Annotated in this window: 19 protein-coding genes; 13 read left to right on the forward strand and 6 right to left on the reverse strand. The window is 52.5% G+C overall.

Annotated features, from left to right (window positions below; genetic code table 11):
* Window positions 1-68 precede the first annotated feature (68 nt).
* The gene (gene vrrA, locus NSS88_RS13685; RefSeq protein WP_055358089.1) at window positions 69-608 is read right to left on the reverse strand and encodes a VrrA/YqfQ family protein; all 540 of its coding nucleotides are present in this window, start codon (window positions 606-608) and stop codon (window positions 69-71) included.
* A gap of 184 nt (window positions 609-792) precedes the next feature.
* On the opposite strand from vrrA, the gene NSS88_RS13690 reads away from it, so the two are divergent.
* Together NSS88_RS13690 and NSS88_RS13695 are read left to right on the forward strand one after the other, a co-directional pair.
* Window positions 793-2,097 carry a DEAD/DEAH box helicase gene (locus NSS88_RS13690; protein ID WP_055357986.1) on the forward strand — a complete coding sequence of 435 codons (1,305 nt, stop codon included), beginning with the start codon at window positions 793-795 and terminating at the stop codon, window positions 2,095-2,097.
* A 43-nt stretch (window positions 2,098-2,140) separates the two neighbouring features.
* Complete coding sequence (locus NSS88_RS13695; RefSeq protein ID WP_049624492.1) at window positions 2,141-3,040, forward strand: deoxyribonuclease IV; 900 nt, start codon at window positions 2,141-2,143, stop codon at window positions 3,038-3,040.
* A 21-nt stretch (window positions 3,041-3,061) separates the two neighbouring features.
* On the opposite strand, the gene NSS88_RS13700 is transcribed toward NSS88_RS13695, so the two are convergent.
* Complete coding sequence (locus NSS88_RS13700; RefSeq protein ID WP_033010236.1) at window positions 3,062-3,322, reverse strand: DUF2624 domain-containing protein; 261 nt, start codon at window positions 3,320-3,322, stop codon at window positions 3,062-3,064.
* Window positions 3,323-3,420: 98 nt separating this feature from the next.
* Between NSS88_RS13700 and NSS88_RS13705 the strand changes: the two genes are divergently transcribed.
* The 4 genes from NSS88_RS13705 to NSS88_RS13720 all read left to right on the forward strand — a co-directional run bounded on the left by NSS88_RS13705 (window position 3,421) and on the right by NSS88_RS13720 (window position 6,443).
* Window positions 3,421-4,302 carry a YitT family protein gene (locus NSS88_RS13705; protein ID WP_080985661.1) on the forward strand — a complete coding sequence of 294 codons (882 nt, stop codon included), beginning with the start codon at window positions 3,421-3,423 and terminating at the stop codon, window positions 4,300-4,302.
* An 82-nt stretch (window positions 4,303-4,384) separates the two neighbouring features.
* Entirely contained in the window at window positions 4,385-5,140 is a 756-nt protein-coding gene (locus NSS88_RS13710; protein WP_049624491.1) for a metal ABC transporter ATP-binding protein, read from the forward strand.
* A gap of 38 nt (window positions 5,141-5,178) precedes the next feature.
* Window positions 5,179-6,021: a metal ABC transporter permease gene (locus NSS88_RS13715; RefSeq protein ID WP_055357987.1), complete on the forward strand. Its 843-nt coding sequence runs from the start codon at window positions 5,179-5,181 to the stop codon at window positions 6,019-6,021.
* Window positions 6,018-6,443, forward strand: coding sequence for a Fur family transcriptional regulator (locus NSS88_RS13720; protein ID WP_033014648.1), 426 nt, complete (start codon window positions 6,018-6,020; stop codon window positions 6,441-6,443). Before NSS88_RS13715 ends, NSS88_RS13720 begins: the two co-directional genes overlap by 4 nt.
* A gap of 17 nt (window positions 6,444-6,460) precedes the next feature.
* Here the strand turns inward: NSS88_RS13720 and NSS88_RS13725 are convergent, their stop codons facing one another.
* Window positions 6,461-7,027, reverse strand: a complete 567-nt coding sequence (locus NSS88_RS13725) for a nucleotidase (protein ID WP_033014646.1) — start codon at window positions 7,025-7,027, stop codon at window positions 6,461-6,463.
* 97 nt (window positions 7,028-7,124) lie between these two features.
* On the opposite strand from NSS88_RS13725, the gene NSS88_RS13730 reads away from it, so the two are divergent.
* Window positions 7,125-7,472 (forward strand): hypothetical protein, encoded by a 348-nt coding sequence (locus tag NSS88_RS13730; protein WP_061580805.1) that lies wholly within the window; start codon window positions 7,125-7,127, stop codon window positions 7,470-7,472.
* A 60-nt stretch (window positions 7,473-7,532) separates the two neighbouring features.
* On the opposite strand, the gene ispG is transcribed toward NSS88_RS13730, so the two are convergent.
* Together ispG and NSS88_RS13740 are read right to left on the reverse strand one after the other, a co-directional pair.
* Window positions 7,533-8,657, reverse strand: coding sequence for a flavodoxin-dependent (E)-4-hydroxy-3-methylbut-2-enyl-diphosphate synthase (ispG, locus tag NSS88_RS13735; protein WP_033014644.1), 1,125 nt, complete (start codon window positions 8,655-8,657; stop codon window positions 7,533-7,535).
* Window positions 8,658-8,739: 82 nt separating this feature from the next.
* Entirely contained in the window at window positions 8,740-9,054 is a 315-nt protein-coding gene (locus tag NSS88_RS13740; protein ID WP_011231945.1) for a LysM peptidoglycan-binding domain-containing protein, read from the reverse strand.
* A 299-nt stretch (window positions 9,055-9,353) separates the two neighbouring features.
* On the opposite strand from NSS88_RS13740, the gene NSS88_RS13745 reads away from it, so the two are divergent.
* Window positions 9,354-9,647, forward strand: a complete 294-nt coding sequence (locus tag NSS88_RS13745) for a hypothetical protein (RefSeq protein ID WP_033014642.1) — start codon at window positions 9,354-9,356, stop codon at window positions 9,645-9,647.
* On the opposite strand, the gene NSS88_RS13750 is transcribed toward NSS88_RS13745, so the two are convergent.
* Window positions 9,627-10,400: a DUF1189 domain-containing protein gene (locus NSS88_RS13750; protein WP_061580806.1), complete on the reverse strand. Its 774-nt coding sequence runs from the start codon at window positions 10,398-10,400 to the stop codon at window positions 9,627-9,629. The genes NSS88_RS13745 and NSS88_RS13750 overlap by 21 nt on opposite strands.
* A 354-nt stretch (window positions 10,401-10,754) precedes the next feature.
* Between NSS88_RS13750 and sodA the strand changes: the two genes are divergently transcribed.
* The 5 genes from sodA to pstC all read left to right on the forward strand — a co-directional run bounded on the left by sodA (window position 10,755) and on the right by pstC (window position 17,211).
* Window positions 10,755-11,369 carry a superoxide dismutase SodA gene (gene sodA, locus NSS88_RS13755; RefSeq protein ID WP_033010224.1) on the forward strand — a complete coding sequence of 205 codons (615 nt, stop codon included), beginning with the start codon at window positions 10,755-10,757 and terminating at the stop codon, window positions 11,367-11,369.
* Between the two features lie 143 nt (window positions 11,370-11,512).
* Window positions 11,513-12,805, forward strand: coding sequence for an MFS transporter (locus tag NSS88_RS13760; RefSeq protein WP_033014640.1), 1,293 nt, complete (start codon window positions 11,513-11,515; stop codon window positions 12,803-12,805).
* 72 nt (window positions 12,806-12,877) lie between these two features.
* The gene (locus tag NSS88_RS13765) at window positions 12,878-14,986 is read left to right on the forward strand and encodes a peptidoglycan D,D-transpeptidase FtsI family protein (protein ID WP_061580807.1); all 2,109 of its coding nucleotides are present in this window, start codon (window positions 12,878-12,880) and stop codon (window positions 14,984-14,986) included.
* Between the two features lie 220 nt (window positions 14,987-15,206).
* Window positions 15,207-16,172: a PstS family phosphate ABC transporter substrate-binding protein gene (locus NSS88_RS13770; RefSeq protein WP_033010220.1), complete on the forward strand. Its 966-nt coding sequence runs from the start codon at window positions 15,207-15,209 to the stop codon at window positions 16,170-16,172.
* 85 nt (window positions 16,173-16,257) lie between these two features.
* Window positions 16,258-17,211: a phosphate ABC transporter permease subunit PstC gene (gene pstC / locus NSS88_RS13775; protein WP_055357991.1), complete on the forward strand. Its 954-nt coding sequence runs from the start codon at window positions 16,258-16,260 to the stop codon at window positions 17,209-17,211.

A 17,211-nucleotide genomic window follows, 5' to 3' on the forward strand; every position in this document is an offset into this window, starting at 1 on the left:
GAGAGCGGAAGGGAAGACAAAGAATAATCGCCCCAAACGGCAACAAGCAGCGCTGGGGCGGAAAATGGCTATATATACAGCTTGGGGGTTGATGGTTTGGATGCGGCTGGCGTGCGCTTTTCTGCTAGCTCTTCGCGCTTTGGCCGCGGAACGGGGCGTTTCTTGGCCGCCTGCCCTCCTGATTTTCGTTTCTCCTCTTCAGCCGGTGCGCGCTCCGGTTGGGTGGGGTTCTCCTCTTTTTTATCAGCTGGTTTCAGCTCACGAAAAATGCGGATCATCCCCGGAAGATTGCGGACGAGCGGCCCGTACTGCTGCACCATTGGCACAACGTTTTGTGCGATGCCGAGCATTTTTTGCACGTTGTTTAACATGCCGATAAACCCGCTGCCTGTGTTGGCTGTTGTGGCGGCGTTGGCGGCTGTGTTTTGCAATAGCGGCATCCCCGATGGAGATGGGACCACCGTTGGCGGCTGCCCGCGGGAAAATAAACGGGCTAGCAGGCCGCCTGCGCCGCCGGGGCGAGGGAACGGGGCCGGCATGCGGGCGAACGGGGCGGGCGGGGCACCGATGAATGGAGAAGGCATCATCGGGGGCCGGCTGTATCTCATGGCACTCATGACAGTTGCCTCCTTTCCACTGTGCGGATGAACAATCGTCCTCGTTCATACAATATGCGGGCGGGGCGGGAAAGGTTTTTCCCGCTGCCGTGGTCTTTAGTTGCGGCCGACCTCCGACATTCGCTATAATGGTGAAGCAAATGAAGCGGCTCAGGCAGAAGGGAGTTGTGGTGGAATGACGGAGACGCAGTTTACCCGTTTTTCGTTTCAACCGTTTGTCATCGAAGCCATTAAGGCGCTTCGTTTTTATAAACCGACGGAAATTCAAGAACGCATCATTCCGGGGGCGTTGCGCGGCGAAAGCATGGTCGGCCAGTCGCAAACCGGGACAGGGAAAACGCATGCCTATTTGTTGCCGATCATCGAAAAGATCGATCCGGAGCGTGCGGAAGTGCAGGCTGTCATCACGGCGCCGACGCGCGAGCTGGCGACGCAAATTTATCATGAGACATTGAAGATTACAAAATTTTGCCCGAAAGACCGCATGATCATCGCCCGCTGTTTCATCGGCGGGACGGATAAGCAAAAAGCGCTCGAAAAATTGACGGTGCAGCCGCACATTGTCATCGGCACGCCAGGGCGCATCAACGATTTCATCCGCGAGCAGGCGCTTGATGTGCATACGGCGCGCACTCTTGTTGTTGATGAGGCCGATTTGATGCTGGATATGGGCTTTCTCGTCGATGTGGACCAAATCGCCGCCCGCATGCCGAAAGAGTTGCAAATGCTTGTGTTTTCGGCGACCATTCCGGAAAAGCTGAAGCCGTTTTTGAAAAAATATATGGAAAATCCAACATTCGTCCAGGTCAAGCCGAGACAGGCGGCAAACGAAAACATCGAGCATGTGCTCATTCCGCTGCGTGGGCGCGAGAAGGCTAGGCTGCTTCATGATGTGCTTGTCAGCTACAACCCGTATTTGGCCATCGTGTTCGTCAACACGAGAAAGATGGCGGATGAAGTCGCCGACCTTCTTGCGGAACAAGGGCTGAAAGTCGGTGTGCTGCACGGCGATTTGACGCCGCGCGAACGAAAAAAAGTGATGAACCAAATCCGCGATCTCGAGTTTCAATACGTGGTCGCCACCGATTTGGCGGCGCGCGGCATCGACATCGAAGGAGTCAGCCATGTTGTCAACTACGAACTGCCGGATGATTTGCAGTTTTACATCCACCGCGCTGGAAGGACGGCGCGCGCCGGCTACAACGGCATTGCGGCGACGATTTACGAGCCGTCCGACCAGGATGCGATCGCCCGCTTGGAGAAAATGGGCATTTCGTTCGTCCACCGCGATCTTGTGCGCGGCGAATGGAAAGAGCTCCCGCCATGGAATCGGCGGAGCAAGCGGGCCGGCGAAAAGAAAGACGAACTCGCGCCGGTGATCGCCAAGCTGAAAAAGGCGAAGAAAGTGAAGCCGGGCTATAAGAAAAAGCTGCGCGCCGAGCTCGAAAAGAAGAAAAAGCGGCTTGGCCGTTTCAAATAATTGTAGTCTTGGCCCGGAATGAAACGAAAAGGGAGAGAAGAGGATGCTAAAAATCGGTTCACACGTGTCGATGAGCGGCAAAAACATGCTGCTCGCCGCCAGTGAGGAAGCCGTTTCCTACGGCGCGAATACGTTTATGATTTACACGGGGGCGCCGCAAAACACAAGGCGCAAGGCGATCGAGGAACTCAATATCGAAGCCGGGCGAAAACATATGGCGGCGCACGGCATTGAGGAGATCGTCGTTCACGCCCCGTACATCATCAACATCGGGAACACGGTCAACCTTGATACGTTTGCGCTTGGCGTTGATTTTTTGCGCGCTGAAATCGAGCGGACAGAAGCGATAGGGGCGAGCCAGCTTGTGCTGCACCCGGGTGCTCATGTCGGCGCCGGGGCGGAGGCGGGGCTCCGGCAAATCATCCGCGGGCTGAATGAAGTGTTGACGCGCGAGCAGACCGTGCAAATCGCGCTTGAGACGATGGCCGGCAAAGGATCGGAATGCGGGCGCACGTTCGAAGAGCTGGCGTACATCATTGATGGCGTCGCCTATAACGACAAGTTGTCCGTCTGTTTTGACACGTGCCATACGCATGACGCCGGCTATGACATTGTCAATGATTTTGACGGCGTGCTTGATGAATTTGACCGCATCATCGGTCTTGAGCGGTTGAAAGTACTGCACATTAACGACAGCAAAAACCCGCGCGGCAGCCGAAAAGACCGCCATGAAAACATCGGGTTCGGCCATATCGGATTTGCTGCGCTCAATTATATCGTCCATCATCCACAACTGGAGGATATTCCAAAAATTTTAGAAACGCCGTATGTCGGTGAGGAGAAAAACAACAAAAAACCACCGTACAAGCATGAAATTGCGATGCTGCGGGCAAAGACCTTTGATGATCGATTGCTTGAGAAAATTGCAGCTGACGAGCAATAAAAAAGGGCGTTCCGCCCTTTTTTACTTTTTTTGCACAAATTGCAAAAACAGTTCGTTCGCTTTTTTGGCGATCTCCGGCGAGGTGATTTTCGCCAGCTCGCGCACCCATTTTTTCCGTTCTTGCGGATCGAAAACGTTGAGATCATTCGTCCGGGCCAGATGGAGAATTTTTTTCGCCTGGCTGACGGTAATCGGCAGGCCGTAGTCCCGGCTGTAGGCCGCCAATTCCTCCGGGGTGATCGTTTTCAACTTTTGCTTGACAAGCTGTTGATAAAAATTCATTGCCACCGCCTCCTTCGTTCTTTTCCATCATATGGCGTGAACAGAAAAGGGGTGTATGATATAATGGAAATGAAAGCAAAGGGAGAAAGGGTGGTAATTTGGCGGCAAAACAGCATAAAAAGGAACCGTTGAACCATGTGTTGTACCGGGCGGTCATGATCGCCATCGGCGCGGCATTGGCTGCCTTCGCGATCGAGCGGCTGCTTGTTCCGAATAAAATGATCGATGGCGGCATTATCGGTGTTTCGCTCATCCTCGATTACTTGATCCCAGATGAATGGCGGCTGCTCAATTTTGCCACGCTTGTCATCCTCTTAAACGCCCCGTTTATGTATTTCGGCTACAAGCACATCGGCAAAACGTTTATGTTGTCGACGATTTTAGGCGTTGTCATTCTCGGAGCCGCTGAACGGGCATTTCATCATTTTTCCCCGCTGACGGCCGAGCCCATTTTGGCAACGGTGTTTGGCGGTTTGGCGCTTGGGCTTGGCGTCGGGTTGGTCATTCGCCATGGTGGGTCGCTCGATGGGACGGAAATTTTAGGAATTTTGTTGACGAAAAAAATCCCGTTTTCCGTCGGGGAGTTCGTCATGTTTGTCAACGTCTTTATTTTCGGCTGGGCGGCGTTTGTGCTCGGGGTCGAGGCGGCGATGTATTCGGTCATGACGTACTATATTGCTTCCAAGACGATCGACGCAGTCATCGAAGGACTTGATGAGACGCGGGCCGCTTTTATTGTCACTGATTATTATGCGGAGATTTCGGATGCCATTTTGCACCGCCTCGGCCGCGGAACGACGAAATTGATCGGCAAAGGCGGCTACACCGATGAAGAAAAAGAAATTATTTATGCGGTCGTCACGCGCTTGGAAGTGACAAAACTAAAATCGATCGTCAATGAAATCGACCCGGATGCGTTCATCACCATTATGCCGACGCATGAAGTGCGCGGCGCCCGCTTTAAATCAGCGATTCATTGAGGTTTACAAAACGCGGATGGCGGGGTATACTTGCATAGTGAAGCAAATCAGAATGATTCTGAATTAGCAAGGGAGAACCGCCATGGAGAGTGGGCTTGTTTTGCAAATTGAGGATGTGTCGTTCCGTTATGAAAACGAGAACGTGCTTGAGCATGTTAGTTTAACGGTGCCGAAAGGAGCATTTTTAGGATTGGTCGGCCCGAACGGCTCGGGAAAATCGACGCTGCTGAAATGCGTGCTCGGTTTGCTCAAGCCGTCGCATGGCCGCATTTTGTTGTTCGGTGAACCGGTTGAATCGTTCCGGGCATGGCATCGAATCGGCTTTGTATCGCAAAAAGCCAACAGTTTTAACCGCGGTTTCCCGGCGACGGTTGAGGAAGTGGCGGCGAGCGGATTGACGGCGAAACGCGGCTTGTTCCGCCTGTTGACGAAAGAAGACCGGCGGGCGGTCACGGCGGCGCTTGAGGCTGTTGGGCTGAGCGAGTTGGCGAAGCGCAATATCGGCGAGCTGTCCGGCGGCCAGCAGCAGCGGGTGTTTATCGCCCGGGCGTTGGCGAGCCAACCGGATTTGCTCATTTTAGACGAGCCGACGGTCGGCGTGGATGCCCGCCATGTGCACGAGTTTTATGAGCTGCTTGGCGATTTGAACCGCCGCGGTTTGACGCTTATCTTAGTGACGCACGACATCGGGACGATGACGGAGCGGGTCACCCATATCGCCTGTTTGAACAGACGCCTCTATTTCCATGGAAAAGCGGAGGAGTTTGAACAGCTTGGTGACGAAGCCATTTCGCAGTTTTACGGGCATCCGCTTCACGTTCTCTCCCACGAGCACTAGAGGGGCCATATAAACGATTGACGTTGGAGGAATGACACGTGTGGGAAGCCTTATGGCAGTACGAGTTTTTGCGCAACGCCTTCTGGGCCGGGGTATTGACCGGATTTGCCGCGCCGCTGCTTGGCGTGTTTATCGTTGTTCGGCGGCTCTCGCTCATCGCGGATGCGTTGAGCCATGTCACGCTTGCCGGCATTGCCGCCGGGCTGCTGCTCGGGAAGTCCGTGCCGGCGGCAGCCGGATGGAACCCGCTGTACATCGGCATGGGCTTTTCCGTCATCGGCTCGCTGTTTATCGAAAAGCTGCGTGCTGTGTACCGGCATTATGAGGAGCTTGCCATTCCGATCATTTTATCGGCCGGCATCGGCTTAAGTGTGATTTTGATTTCAGCGGCCAACGGATTTACAACTGATTTGTTTTCGTACTTGTTCGGCAGCGTGAGCGCTGTCAGCCGCTCTGATGTCGGAACGGCGCTCGGCGTCACGATTGTTGCTGTCGCCGTCATTTTCGCTTTTTACAAGGAATTGTTTCTTCTCTCGTTTGATGAGGAATATGCCCGCGTTTCCGGCGTCCGCGCCAAGCTCATTCATTTTTTGTTTATCGTGCTTGTCGCTCTCGTCATCGCGGCGTCGATGCGCATCGTTGGCGTGCTGCTCGTTTCTTCGCTCATGACGCTGCCGGTGGCCGCGAGCATCCGCATCGCCAAAAGCTTTAAACAAGCCATCGCATATTCCGTTTTCTTCGGGGAGCTTTCCGTCATCGTCGGCTTGCTGGCGGCATACGAACTCGATTGGGCGCCGGGCGGAACGATTGTCATGATGGCCGTGGCCATTTTGCTTCTCGTATTAGGATGGAAAAAATGGAGAAGGGGGCGGTCGCGATGAACGTTGGCGAAGCGTTGCGGTTAATGAAGGAAAAAGGGTTTAAATATACGGAAAAACGGAAACAAATGCTCGAGCTGTTTGCCGGCCGCGACAAATATTTGACGGCAAAAGAAGTGCTTGAGGCGCTTCGTCCCGCTTATCCGGGCTTAAGCGTTGACACGGTGTACCGCAATTTGTCGCTCTTTGCTGCGCTCGGCATTTTGGAGATGACCGAGTTGTCAGGAGAGAAACGGTTTCGGTTCGCCTGCGACGCCCGCCGCCATCACCATCATTTCATTTGCACCGAGTGCGGGAAAACAAAAGAAATCGATATATGTCCAATGGAAAGGCTGGCCACGCAGCTCGACGGCTACGAAATCGCCGACCATAAATTTGAAATTTACGGAACATGTCCGCAATGCCAAAAACATCTCCCGATATAAGACGGGAGATGTTTTTCTTATGGCGCCAAGCGCAGCTCGACTTCACGCTTGGCCTCGAGCCAATGCCGGACGCGGATGACATTGTCAGGAAGCGGACCTTGGTTGTATGGCGTGTCAAACAAAATGACCGGGATGCCGCATGCTTCTGCGATCTCACAAGCGTTATCGTATTTATCTTCAAAAAAGGCGGCCAGCCTGTATTGGCGGACGGCGGCGATTTTATCGTGGGATCCGATCAGCTCAATATGGTGGTAATGGATGCCGTGCCGTTGAAACCAGCGTTCGGTGAGCTCGTACAAATGGCGGCCGCGGGCGCTGATGTAATACAGCTCGTATTTGTCTTTCCAGCTGTCAATCACCTCAAGCGCGTAGCGAGCCAGCGGCGCACGTTCGTAAATGCCCGCCTCATTTTCCGCAAGCCACCGGTCCATTTCTTCCTCCGCCACGCCGTATAACGGCGCCAAATTGTATTGTGTAATGTCGTGTAATGCGAGCTCTTTGCCGAATGCTTCGTTTAAATACGGAATAAATGTGCTCGGACACGTAACCGTGCCGTCAATGTCGATCCCGAGCCGGTGTTTCATCGTCGCATCCCCCTTTTAGAAAATATTCACACTGATAAAATGGCACCGGTTTCTCATACTAAGAATGCTCCTTACTTTAGGAAAGCGAGGGAAGCATATGGCAGACGACCGCGAGCGCACGTATAATGGAAGTTACGTGCAATCGATCGAAAAAGAGGAACCAGAACGCACTTTCATGGAAGAAACAGCGGCGGAAGTCGCTGAACCGATTCGCCGCCGCGACGAGCGGGATGAAGAACGCGCGGACGGCGTCGGGCTCGGCTGGCTCGCTTTGGCCCTGTCCATCATCGCCTTGTTTATTTGGCCGATTTTGTTAGGGGCGACCGGCATTATTGTCGGGTTTATCGCGCGCCGGCGCGGCGCGGAAACGCTTGGGGCTTGGGCCATCGGGATTGGCGTCATCGCCATTCTCGTCCGCCTGTTTATTATGCCGTTTTATACGTAAAAAAAGCGAGGGTGTCCCCAAGGCGGGGACGCCCTTTCTCGTTATGCAGGAACATTCCGCTCATTGGGCGGCGCTACCTTTCAGAGCGGCTTTGTTTTCCTTTTGCTTTGCAAAATATTCTTCCGCCAGCTTGTCGATTTCTTTTTTCAGTTCTTCCACCATTTGTTCTTCCGGTACTTTGCGGACAATTTTGCCGTGGCGGAACAACAAGCCTTCGCCGCGGGCGCCGGCGATGCCGATATCCGCCTCGCGCGCTTCGCCCGGGCCGTTGACCGCGCAACCGAGCACGGCGACTTTGATCGGCGCCTTAATTTTGGCGATATAGTCCTCGATTTCATTGGCGATGCTGATCAAATCGATCTCAATCCGCCCGCACGTCGGGCAGGAAATGAGCGTCGCCGCATTGGAGGCGAGCCCGAACGTTTTTAAAATTTCGCGCGCCACTTTTACTTCTTCAACCGGGTCGGCGCTTAACGAAACGCGGATCGTATTGCCGATGCCTTTGCTTAAAATGGCGCCGAGTCCAACCGCGCTTTTGATCGTGCCGGAAAAAAGCGTTCCCGCCTCGGTGATGCCAACATGGAGCGGATAGTCGAACGTGCGCGCCGCTTTTTCGTACGCTTCAATGGCGAGGCGCACATCGGACGCTTTCAACGAAACGATAATGTCGTGAAAATCGAGTTCTTCCAAGATGCGGATATGGTATAAGGCGCTCTCGACCATGCCGTCGGCTGTTGGATATCCGTATTTTTCTAAAATGCGTTTTTCCAGCGATCCGGCGTTGACGCCGATGCGGATCGGCACGCCGCGCTCTTTCGCCGCTTTCACGACCGCTTCGACTTTTTCGCGGCGCCCGATGTTGCCTGGATTGATGCGAATTTTATCAACGCCGCCTTCGATCGCTTTCAACGCCAGTTTGTAGTCAAAGTGGATGTCGGCGACAAGCGGGATGTTGATTCGCTTTTTAATTTCCGGTATCGCCGCGGCGGCCCGTTCGTCCGGGCAGGCGACGCGGACGACTTGACAGCCCGCCTCCTCAAGCCGGCGGATTTGCGCCACCGTCGCCTCGACATCGTGCGTTTTCGTCGTCGTCATGCTTTGAATGATGACTTCGTTGCTGCCACCGATCGTCAGCGGACCGACGCGGACCGGCCGAGTCTTTGAACGATGGATGATTTCACCCACGGGAATTCGCTCCTTTAACATTCAAGTCGCTTTCTGCATTATTGTAACAGTGCCATCCGCCGTTTGACAAGCGATTCGCCGGCTAGCGATAGATCGGTACTTTATAAGTTTTCCCGATTTTTAATGTTTGCGCATGTTCGCCTGGATTTAACCGTTCAAAATCACGGATCAGCTGCTCGAGCGGAACGGGCAATGGACCGTTGAGTTCTTTCTCGATGATGGACAACAACGTATCGCCAGGGCGAATGGTCACTGTCCGGTACGGGATGGCCGCCTGTTTCGACTGGACAACTGCTGCCGCTGTTTCAGATGAAGGGTGAAGCGTTCCGATGACAAGGTCGCGGTAAACGATATAACTGGAAAGAAAGAGAAGCAGGAGAAAAATGAATTTTTTCATGACGCTTCCTCCGCATGCGTATATCTATTTCATATGTATGCTTGTCCAGCGAAAATATGTCTTCCTTAGCAAGGTCGTTGAGTTCATGAGGAAAACACTTCAACAAAAGAATGTCTCCAATTTGAAAAACGGCATCACCGTTCTTCTTTGCCTTCAAGGCTCGCTTGACGGCTTTTTGAAAATATTCCTGTTTTTTGTCTTTACAGAAACTCAACAACTGCTTTATAAGGGCCTAACGATGTCTCGCTACAATGGTCTTGTACGTTGAAAGTACGAAAACAAAACGGGAGGATTTCTGAATGTGGAGCAAACGAGTCAAATTGGGATTGGCCGCCTTGTTGATGACCGGCGTTTTGGCCGGCTGCGGGCAGACTGAAAAGAACAACGCGGGCGGCAATGAAGGAGCGGCAAAGAAAGAAGAAACCTACTCCGGCACCATTGCACTAGTGGGATCTACAGCGCTTCAGCCGCTGGCAGACTCCGGGGGGGCGGCGCGCGCGTCGAGGACGAGGAGAAAGAAGCAAAGCAGCGTAAGCACAAAAAAAGCTGTCCTGCATCGACAGGCAGCTTTTTTATATTTCCCGTTTGGCTGATGGCACTTCCTTGACTGCCAAAAAGAGAACGACAAGCGAAACGAACCAATGGATCAACGCGCCGTAGGGCACGACCGCTTGCACCGTTTCCATCACGGTGAAAAAGACGGTCGACAGCGTAATGGCGTAAGCCGACATCACCCATGTATGGCGGTAGCGCAGCGTTTTGTCGAGCACGCCGGCAAGAATCAGGCCGAAAAAGGCAAAGATGCACACGCTGATGAATTTCCCGGCGCAGGCGAGCACGTATAACACGAGCCCAAAAAGCGGAATGAGCACCGGGAGAAGCGACTGCAAGCTGGCAATAAACACGCGCACGTCCTCATCAGTGATGGTTACGTCTGGAAACGTGGCATAGCTGTAGTGCTGCGCCTGATAGCCGGCGACGAGCACGGCTTCATGCTTCAAGAGCGCGATGGCGTTCGGAAACTGCTCGACGTTCTCACTCGTCACTTTGCCGGTGCTGTCAAAAATGATCGTAAATCCGCCTTGATCAATATGAATCGGCGTGGCCGCCTCCGAGTGAAGTTCGCCGTTTTCAATCGAAAACGACGGCAACTCGTTATTCAATAAGGCGCTCGTTGTGCGGATGCCTTCAGTGAGCGACGAGGAGACATAGTAAAACGTCGGAAGAGTGGACAGCAAAGTCAGCAAAAACAAATAACCGATCGTTTTCCCAATTCCCTGAAATCGAAAGCGGGCGATGTCTTTCGGAGAATATAAGCTTTTCCACAGCTGGACGAATACGTTCATCGCAGACACACCTTTCTTTATCTCCTTTTCCATTGTAGCCGGGAAAGAGGAAGAATTCAACTTGAGACAAAGAAAAAGCGGGCATCTTCCCGCTTTAGTCAGAAGGCAAATGAAAGGTTTCAAGCAAGGCGCGCCATTGCAACACCCGTTCATTTAGTGCATCGGCTTCGGAACGAATGGCAGCCATATACTGTAGCTTGTCATTATGAAGAAACGGTCAACGGTGTGTTGAAAATATGTAAACAAAAAGCAAGGACAAGCAAATCGATTGAAACATTGTTCCAACTTTGGTAAGCTAATCTCAAGCGAACGCTTTGGCGTTCGTGTACATAAATCAAAAAGGAGGAGATCGGTATGCCATTTGAATTGCCAGCATTGCCGTATCCGTATGATGCTCTGGAGCCGCACATCGACAAAGAAACGATGAACATTCACCACACGAAGCACCATAACACATACGTTACAAATTTGAATGCGGCGCTTGAAGGACATCCGGATTTGCAAAACAAATCGCTCGAAGAACTGCTCAGCAATTTGGAAGCCCTTCCGGAAAGCATTCGCACGGCGGTGCGCAACAACGGCGGCGGCCATGCGAACCACTCGCTTTTCTGGACGATTTTGTCGCCAAATGGCGGCGGCGAGCCGACGGGTGAGCTGGCTGACGCCATCAACAAAAAATTCGGCAGCTTCACCGCGTTCAAAGACGAGTTTTCGAAAGCAGCGGCCGGCCGTTTCGGTTCCGGTTGGGCATGGCTTGTCGTGAACAACGGCGAGCTGGAAATCACAAGCACGCCGAACCAAGATTCGCCGATTATGGAAGGCAAAACGCCGATTCTCGGCTTGGACGTTTGGGAGCATGCGTACTACTTGAAATACCAAAACCGCCGTCCGGAATACATTGCCGCCTTCTGGAACGTCGTCAACTGGGACGAAGTGGCGAAACGGTACAGCGAAGCGAAAGCAAAATAATGAACAAAGCGGGGCGAAACAAAACGCTCCGCCTTTTTTTTTCGACGAAGGGGGCAGGCAAAGGGAGCGGTTTTCGTTGCGCCGGGTGCATAGAGGCGGCAGAAATGGCCACACTACCCGATAGATGAAAAGGGGAGTTTGCAATGGCATTTTTCCAAAAACTAACCGGCCAAGAACAAGTGAACCGCGACCTGTTGCTTTTGCTTTGCATCGGCGGGTTTTACGCGCTCGGTGTTTCCCTGTCGAACACGTTTGTCAACATTTATTTGTGGAAACAGACCGGCGATTTTCGCGATTTGGCATTGTACAACTTGGCGGTCGTCACGATGCAGCCGCTGACGTTTATCGTTGCCGGCCGTCTGGCGAAACAGATCGACCGCATTCTCGTTTTGCGGCTTGGCGTGTCATGTTTAGCCGTTTTTTTTGTCACGGTTTTGCTGGTCGGCTCCCGCGCCCATCAATATTTGCTCGTTCTCGGCGCGCTGCTCGGCGTCGGCTACGGTTTTTACTGGCTCGCTTTTAACGTGCTGACATTTGAAATTACCGAACCGGAGACGCGCGACTTTTTTAACGGTTTTTTCGGGGTGTTGACCTCATCAGCCGGCATGATCGGGCCGATTGCCGCCGGTTATATCATCTCATCGCTTCATGGAGCGAAAGGGTATACGTTCGTTTTCTCGCTGTCGCTCGGCTTGTTTCTTGTCGCTGTGCTGCTCAGCTTTTTCTTGAAGCGCCGCGCGGCCGCGGGGAAATATTTATTTTTCCGCATTTTAAAGGAACGGAATGAAAACCGGAACTGGCGGCTCATTACGAACGCCCATTTTTTTCAAGGACTGCGTGAAGGCTCGTTCGTTTTTGTCATTTCCGTGCTTGTCTACGTCAGCTCCCATAGCGAATGGGCGCTTGGCAAGTACGGATTGGTCAATTCCTTCACATCGTTTATCGCTTATTACGTCGTCTCCCGGTTGATGAAGCGGGAATACCGGATGAAAGCCATTTTGTTGGGCGGTCTTTTGCTGTATGCAGCCATTTTTCTCATCGTCTTTCATCCTTCGTACCCGCGCCTTCTTCTTTATGCCGTCACGATTGCCATCGCTTATCCGATTTTGCTTGTTCCGTACTCATCGTTGACGTTTGACGTGATCGGGAAAAGCTGGAAATCAGCGGAAGCGCGCGTCGAATATATCGTCGTCCGCGAGCTGTTTTTAAACGCCGGACGGGTGGCGTCGATTCTTGCTTTTTTGGCGGCGGTGGAGCTCTTTAACGAGCAGACGGGCATTCGTGTGCTGATGTTTGTATGCGGCGCCGGGCATTTGATCATTTATTGGTTCGTCCGCCGCATCCGCTTGACTGATGGCCATCCGGAGCGGGAGCGGCAAGGTCGGCTTTTGCTTCGGCCGAAGCTGGCCAATGAACGGGGCGGCCCGACAGCATAAAAGTCGCCCATGTTTTTCCCTAGCCAACCCCTTCTTTTTCTTTTACAATAGGGGGGAAAGGAGGGCCGGGGGATGAAACGGAAGAAACGGGCACAAGTGCCGATTCGGTTGAACATTTTGTTTTTCTTTGTCTTCTTGTTGTTTTCGGCGCTGATTTTGCGCCTTGGCGTCGTACAAATCGTCTACGGTGAAGATTATCGGCGCGAAGTGGAGCGGACGCAGGATGAAATCGTCAGCACGCCGGTGCCGCGCGGCAAAATTTACGATCGATTCGGCCGCGTGATCGTCGACAACACACCGCAAAAGGCGATTACGTACACGCGCTCCAAAACGACTCAGCCGGAAGAAATATTGGACGTAGCAAGGAAACTCGCCCAATACATCGACATTCCGGATGCAGAGGAAAAAGTGACGGAGCGAGACATGAAAGATTATTGGATTTTGACCCATCCGGAAGAAGCCAAAAAGAAAGTGAGCGAACAAGAACGGAAAAAGCTCGCTGACCAAGGGCTGACACAAAAAGAGATCGACAAAAAGGTGTATGAATGGACGCTTGACCGCATCACCAAGCAAGATTTGGCGCAAATTTCGAAGTCGGAGCTTGAAGTGATCGCCATTAAACATGAGATGGAGAGCGGCTACGCCTTGACGCCGCAGACGGTCAAAAGCAAAGGGGTGACCGACCGCGAATATGCGGTCGTCAGCGAACACTTAAGCGAGCTGCCTGGCGTCAATACGACCGTTGACTGGGACCGGAAATACGTGTATGACAATACATTCCGCTCTGTGCTCGGCAGTGTGACGGAAGAAGACGAAGGCGTCCCGCGCGAACGGCTCGATTACTTTTTAGCCCGCGACTACAGCCGCAATGACCGCGTCGGCAAAAGCTATTTGGAGATGCAGTATGAAGAAGTGCTGCACGGCAAAAAGGCAAAAGTGAAAAACGTTGTTGACAAATCGGGCAATGTCATCTCGGTTGAGCAAGTGTATCCAGGCGAGCGCGGCAAAGACCTCGTGTTAACCATTGATGCCGAGCTCCAGCAAAAGGTTGAGCAAATCATTCAACAAGAGATTCTGGCGACGAAGCGCAAAGGCCGATCGCCGCTCTTGGACCGGGCGTTTGTCGTCATGATGAACCCGAAGACGGGCGAAGTGTTGGCGATGGCCGGCAAGCTTCTTCAAGACGGCAAATTTGTCGACTTTGCCATCGGCAACATCACGTCCGCCTATGCGATGGGATCGGCGGTGAAAGGGGCGACCGTTCTCACCGGCTTTCAAACCGGGGTGCTTCATCCGAATACGTATATCAAGGATGAGCCGCTGTATATTAAAGGAACCCCGGTGAAAAAATCATGGAAGACGATGGGGACGATCAACGAACTGACAGCGCTCAAGCAGTCATCGAACGTTTACATGTTTAAAACAGCGATCGCCATCGGGGGCGGTGTGTACCGTCCGCATGCGCCGCTTCGCATCAATCCAGAGGCATTTGCGACGATTCGCCACTATTTCAGCCAATTTGGCCTTGGCGTGAAAACGGGCATCGATTTGCCGAACGAACTTAGCGGCTTCCAAGGACAAAGCACGCGCGGCGGATTTTTGCTCGACTTAGCCATCGGCCAGTACGATATGTATACGCCGATGCAGCTGGCGCAATACGTCTCGACGATCGCCAACGGCGGCTATCGGATGAAGCCACAGCTTGTCAAAGAAATTCGTGAGCCGTCCATTGGAAAAGAACCTAGCCGCGTCATCAAACGGTTTGAACCGGTTGTCTTAAACCGCGTCGATATGAAAACCGAGTACATTGAACGGGTGCAAGAAGGATTCCGCCGTGTGATGCAAGAGCCGGGCGGAACGGCGTATTCGTACTTTGCGAGTGCTTCGTACAAGCCGGCCGGCAAAACGGGGACGGCAGAGGCGTTTTACGATGGACCGATCCAAAGCCGACGGAATGATCCAACGTACAACTTGACGCTTGTTGGCTATGCGCCGTACAACGATCCAGAAGTGTCGTTCGCCGTTGTCGTCCCGTGGGCGACGCAAGGGGAGAGCGACGGGATTAATGACCGGATCGGCCGCCGCATTTTGGACGCCTATTTTGAATTGAAGGCGAAACGAATGGCTGGAGAGCCTGTTCAACCGCCAGCCGACGGCACCGAAACAACAGAACAATCTTGATGCTGAAGCTGATTCGATAGGGAGAGCTCCTTTTGTCGGATCAGCTCTTTTTATTTTTTAGCGGAAAGAGAAGCTATTGATGAAAAATAATGGATATTGGATATCTGGAGTTTACACAATCTTAACATTCTGTTTAAACCTTATTAACAGCGTCCATTTATGATAGGGCATGTAAGGAAAAACTAGGACATGTAAAAGAAAACAGTCAGGGGGAAAAGCGATGAGCAAATGGAAACGGCTGATGTTGTCGAGTTTGCTTGGCGGAACAATGATGATTGCTGCCGCCTGTGGAGGAGGAAATGGAGCGCAGGAAAACGAGGCGGACAGTGGATCCGCAACGAAAGAGCTGTCCGGTGAAGTGATCATGGACGGTTCCTCGACGGTATATCCAATTGCGGAAGCAGCTGCTGAAGAATATATGATGGAACAGCCAAACGTCAAAGTTTCCGTCGGTGCTTCTGGAACGGGAGGGGGATTTGAGAAGTTCACGAAAGGGGAAACCGATTTTTCGAACGCCTCTCGTCCAATCAAAGAGGAAGAAAAACAGGCAGCTGCCGACAACGGCATCGAGTTCCAAGAGTTTCAGCTTGCCTATGACGGTCTTTCTGTTGTGGTCAATAAAGAAAACGATTGGGTTGATTACTTGACGGTGGATGAGTTGAAAAAAATGTGGACGGAAGACGGCACGGTGAAAAAATGGTCGGATATCCGTCCGGGCTGGCCGGATGAGGAAATCAAGTTTTTCTCGCCTGGTCATGATTCTGGGACATATGACTACTTTGATGAAGTGATTCTGGAAGGAAAAGAACTGGTCAAAACGGCTCAACTTTCGGAAGACGACAATATCCTCGTTCGTGGGGTTGAAGGGGATCAATATGCGATCGGCTACTTCGGTTATGCGTATTACTTGGAAAATAAAGATAAGCTGAAAGTGGTTCCGATCGATGGCGGCAACGGGCCAGTCGAGCCGACAAACGAGACGATTGAAACCGGGAAATACACCCCGCTTTCGCGGCCGCTGTTTACGTATGTGAACGTCAAATCGTTGAAAGAAAAGCCGCAAGTGTATGACTATATGGAATTTTTGCTGGAAACAGCCGGGGACTTGGCGGAAGAGGTCGGTTACGTCCGCCTGCCGGAGGAAAAGTATAAAGAACAGCTTGAAACATTGGAAGGATTGAAATAGGTTTCGTTAGGCAGGCGACAAGGGGTGTCTGTCGGCCTAGACTTGTGACTGCGGTTGGAATAAGTCGGAAAGGAGTTTTCGTTTTATGGGGGTTCCAACGAAGAAAGAACAGCAGTTCTCGGTTCGGGAGATGATCGTTGAAAACCAAGCGCGGCAACATTGGACGAAAAGGATGGAAAAGCTCGCGCCGAAGTTCCTTTTTACATTGGCGGCACTCTCCGTGCTCGTAATGCTCGGCATTTTGTTTACCCTTCTTTTTGAGACGATCGAATTTTTCCGCCGTGTATCGATTGTTGAGTTTGTCACAAGCAAAGAGTGGCTTCCGTGGAATGAGGAACACGGATCGTTCGGAGTCGCTCCGCTTGTGACCGGCACGCTGCTGACGACCGGTATCGCTATGCTTTTGGCTGTTCCGATTGGGCTCGCTTCGGCCATTTACTTGAGCGAGTATGCGTCGGAGCGGACGCGCCGAATCATCAAGCCGGCGCTCGAAGTGCTTGCCGGCATTCCGACGATCGTGTACGGGTTTTTTGCGTTGACGATCGTGACGCCGTTATTGCAAAAGGTCATCCCGGATCTAGAGATTTTTAATGCGCTCAGCCCGGGGCTCGTCATGGGGATTATGATCATTCCGATGATCGCCTCGCTGTCAGAAGACGCGATGAGCGCAGTGCCAAACTCCATTCGCGAAGGCGCCTTGGCCCTTGGCGCGACAAAGTTTGAAGTAGCGCTTAAGGTCGTGCTTCCTGCCGCCGCTTCCGGAGTGATTGCCTCATTTATTTTAGGCATTTCCCGGGCGGTCGGTGAAACGATGATCGTCGCGGTGGCTGGCGGATCATCGCCGGAGTTTACGTTTGATGTTACGAAATCGATTCAAACATTGACCGCTTACATCGTCCAGGTGACAACCGGCGACGCCGGCTATGGGACGACGATTTATTACAGCATTTACGCTGTCGGGATGACGCTCTTTATTTTCACGCTGCTGATGAATATATTGGCGCAATACATTTCCCGCCGATTGAGGGAGGAGTATTGA

The organism is Geobacillus sp. FSL W8-1251, assembly GCF_038005945.1.
Lineage (GTDB): Bacteria > Bacillota > Bacilli > Bacillales > Anoxybacillaceae > Geobacillus > Geobacillus stearothermophilus.

Excerpts from the sequence above, each read along its gene's own strand:
- vrrA (WP_055358089.1), bottom strand. The coding sequence starts at position 608 with ATGAGATACAGCCGGCCCCCGATGATGCCTTCTCCATTCATCGGTGCC.
- NSS88_RS13690 (WP_055357986.1), top strand. The coding sequence starts at position 793 with ATGACGGAGACGCAGTTTACCCGTTTTTCGTTTCAACCGTTTGTCATC.
- NSS88_RS13695 (WP_049624492.1), top strand. The coding sequence starts at position 2,141 with ATGCTAAAAATCGGTTCACACGTGTCGATGAGCGGCAAAAACATGCTG.
- NSS88_RS13700 (WP_033010236.1), bottom strand. The coding sequence starts at position 3,322 with ATGAATTTTTATCAACAGCTTGTCAAGCAAAAGTTGAAAACGATCACC.
- NSS88_RS13710 (WP_049624491.1), top strand. The coding sequence starts at position 4,385 with ATGGAGAGTGGGCTTGTTTTGCAAATTGAGGATGTGTCGTTCCGTTAT.
- NSS88_RS13720 (WP_033014648.1), top strand. The coding sequence starts at position 6,018 with ATGAACGTTGGCGAAGCGTTGCGGTTAATGAAGGAAAAAGGGTTTAAA.
- NSS88_RS13725 (WP_033014646.1), bottom strand. The coding sequence starts at position 7,027 with ATGAAACACCGGCTCGGGATCGACATTGACGGCACGGTTACGTGTCCG.
- NSS88_RS13730 (WP_061580805.1), top strand. The coding sequence starts at position 7,125 with ATGGCAGACGACCGCGAGCGCACGTATAATGGAAGTTACGTGCAATCG.
- NSS88_RS13740 (WP_011231945.1), bottom strand. The coding sequence starts at position 9,054 with ATGAAAAAATTCATTTTTCTCCTGCTTCTCTTTCTTTCCAGTTATATC.
- NSS88_RS13745 (WP_033014642.1), top strand. The coding sequence starts at position 9,354 with ATGTGGAGCAAACGAGTCAAATTGGGATTGGCCGCCTTGTTGATGACC.
- NSS88_RS13750 (WP_061580806.1), bottom strand. The coding sequence starts at position 10,400 with ATGAACGTATTCGTCCAGCTGTGGAAAAGCTTATATTCTCCGAAAGAC.
- sodA (WP_033010224.1), top strand. The coding sequence starts at position 10,755 with ATGCCATTTGAATTGCCAGCATTGCCGTATCCGTATGATGCTCTGGAG.
- NSS88_RS13760 (WP_033014640.1), top strand. The coding sequence starts at position 11,513 with ATGGCATTTTTCCAAAAACTAACCGGCCAAGAACAAGTGAACCGCGAC.
- NSS88_RS13765 (WP_061580807.1), top strand. The coding sequence starts at position 12,878 with ATGAAACGGAAGAAACGGGCACAAGTGCCGATTCGGTTGAACATTTTG.
- NSS88_RS13770 (WP_033010220.1), top strand. The coding sequence starts at position 15,207 with ATGAGCAAATGGAAACGGCTGATGTTGTCGAGTTTGCTTGGCGGAACA.
- pstC (WP_055357991.1), top strand. The coding sequence starts at position 16,258 with ATGGGGGTTCCAACGAAGAAAGAACAGCAGTTCTCGGTTCGGGAGATG.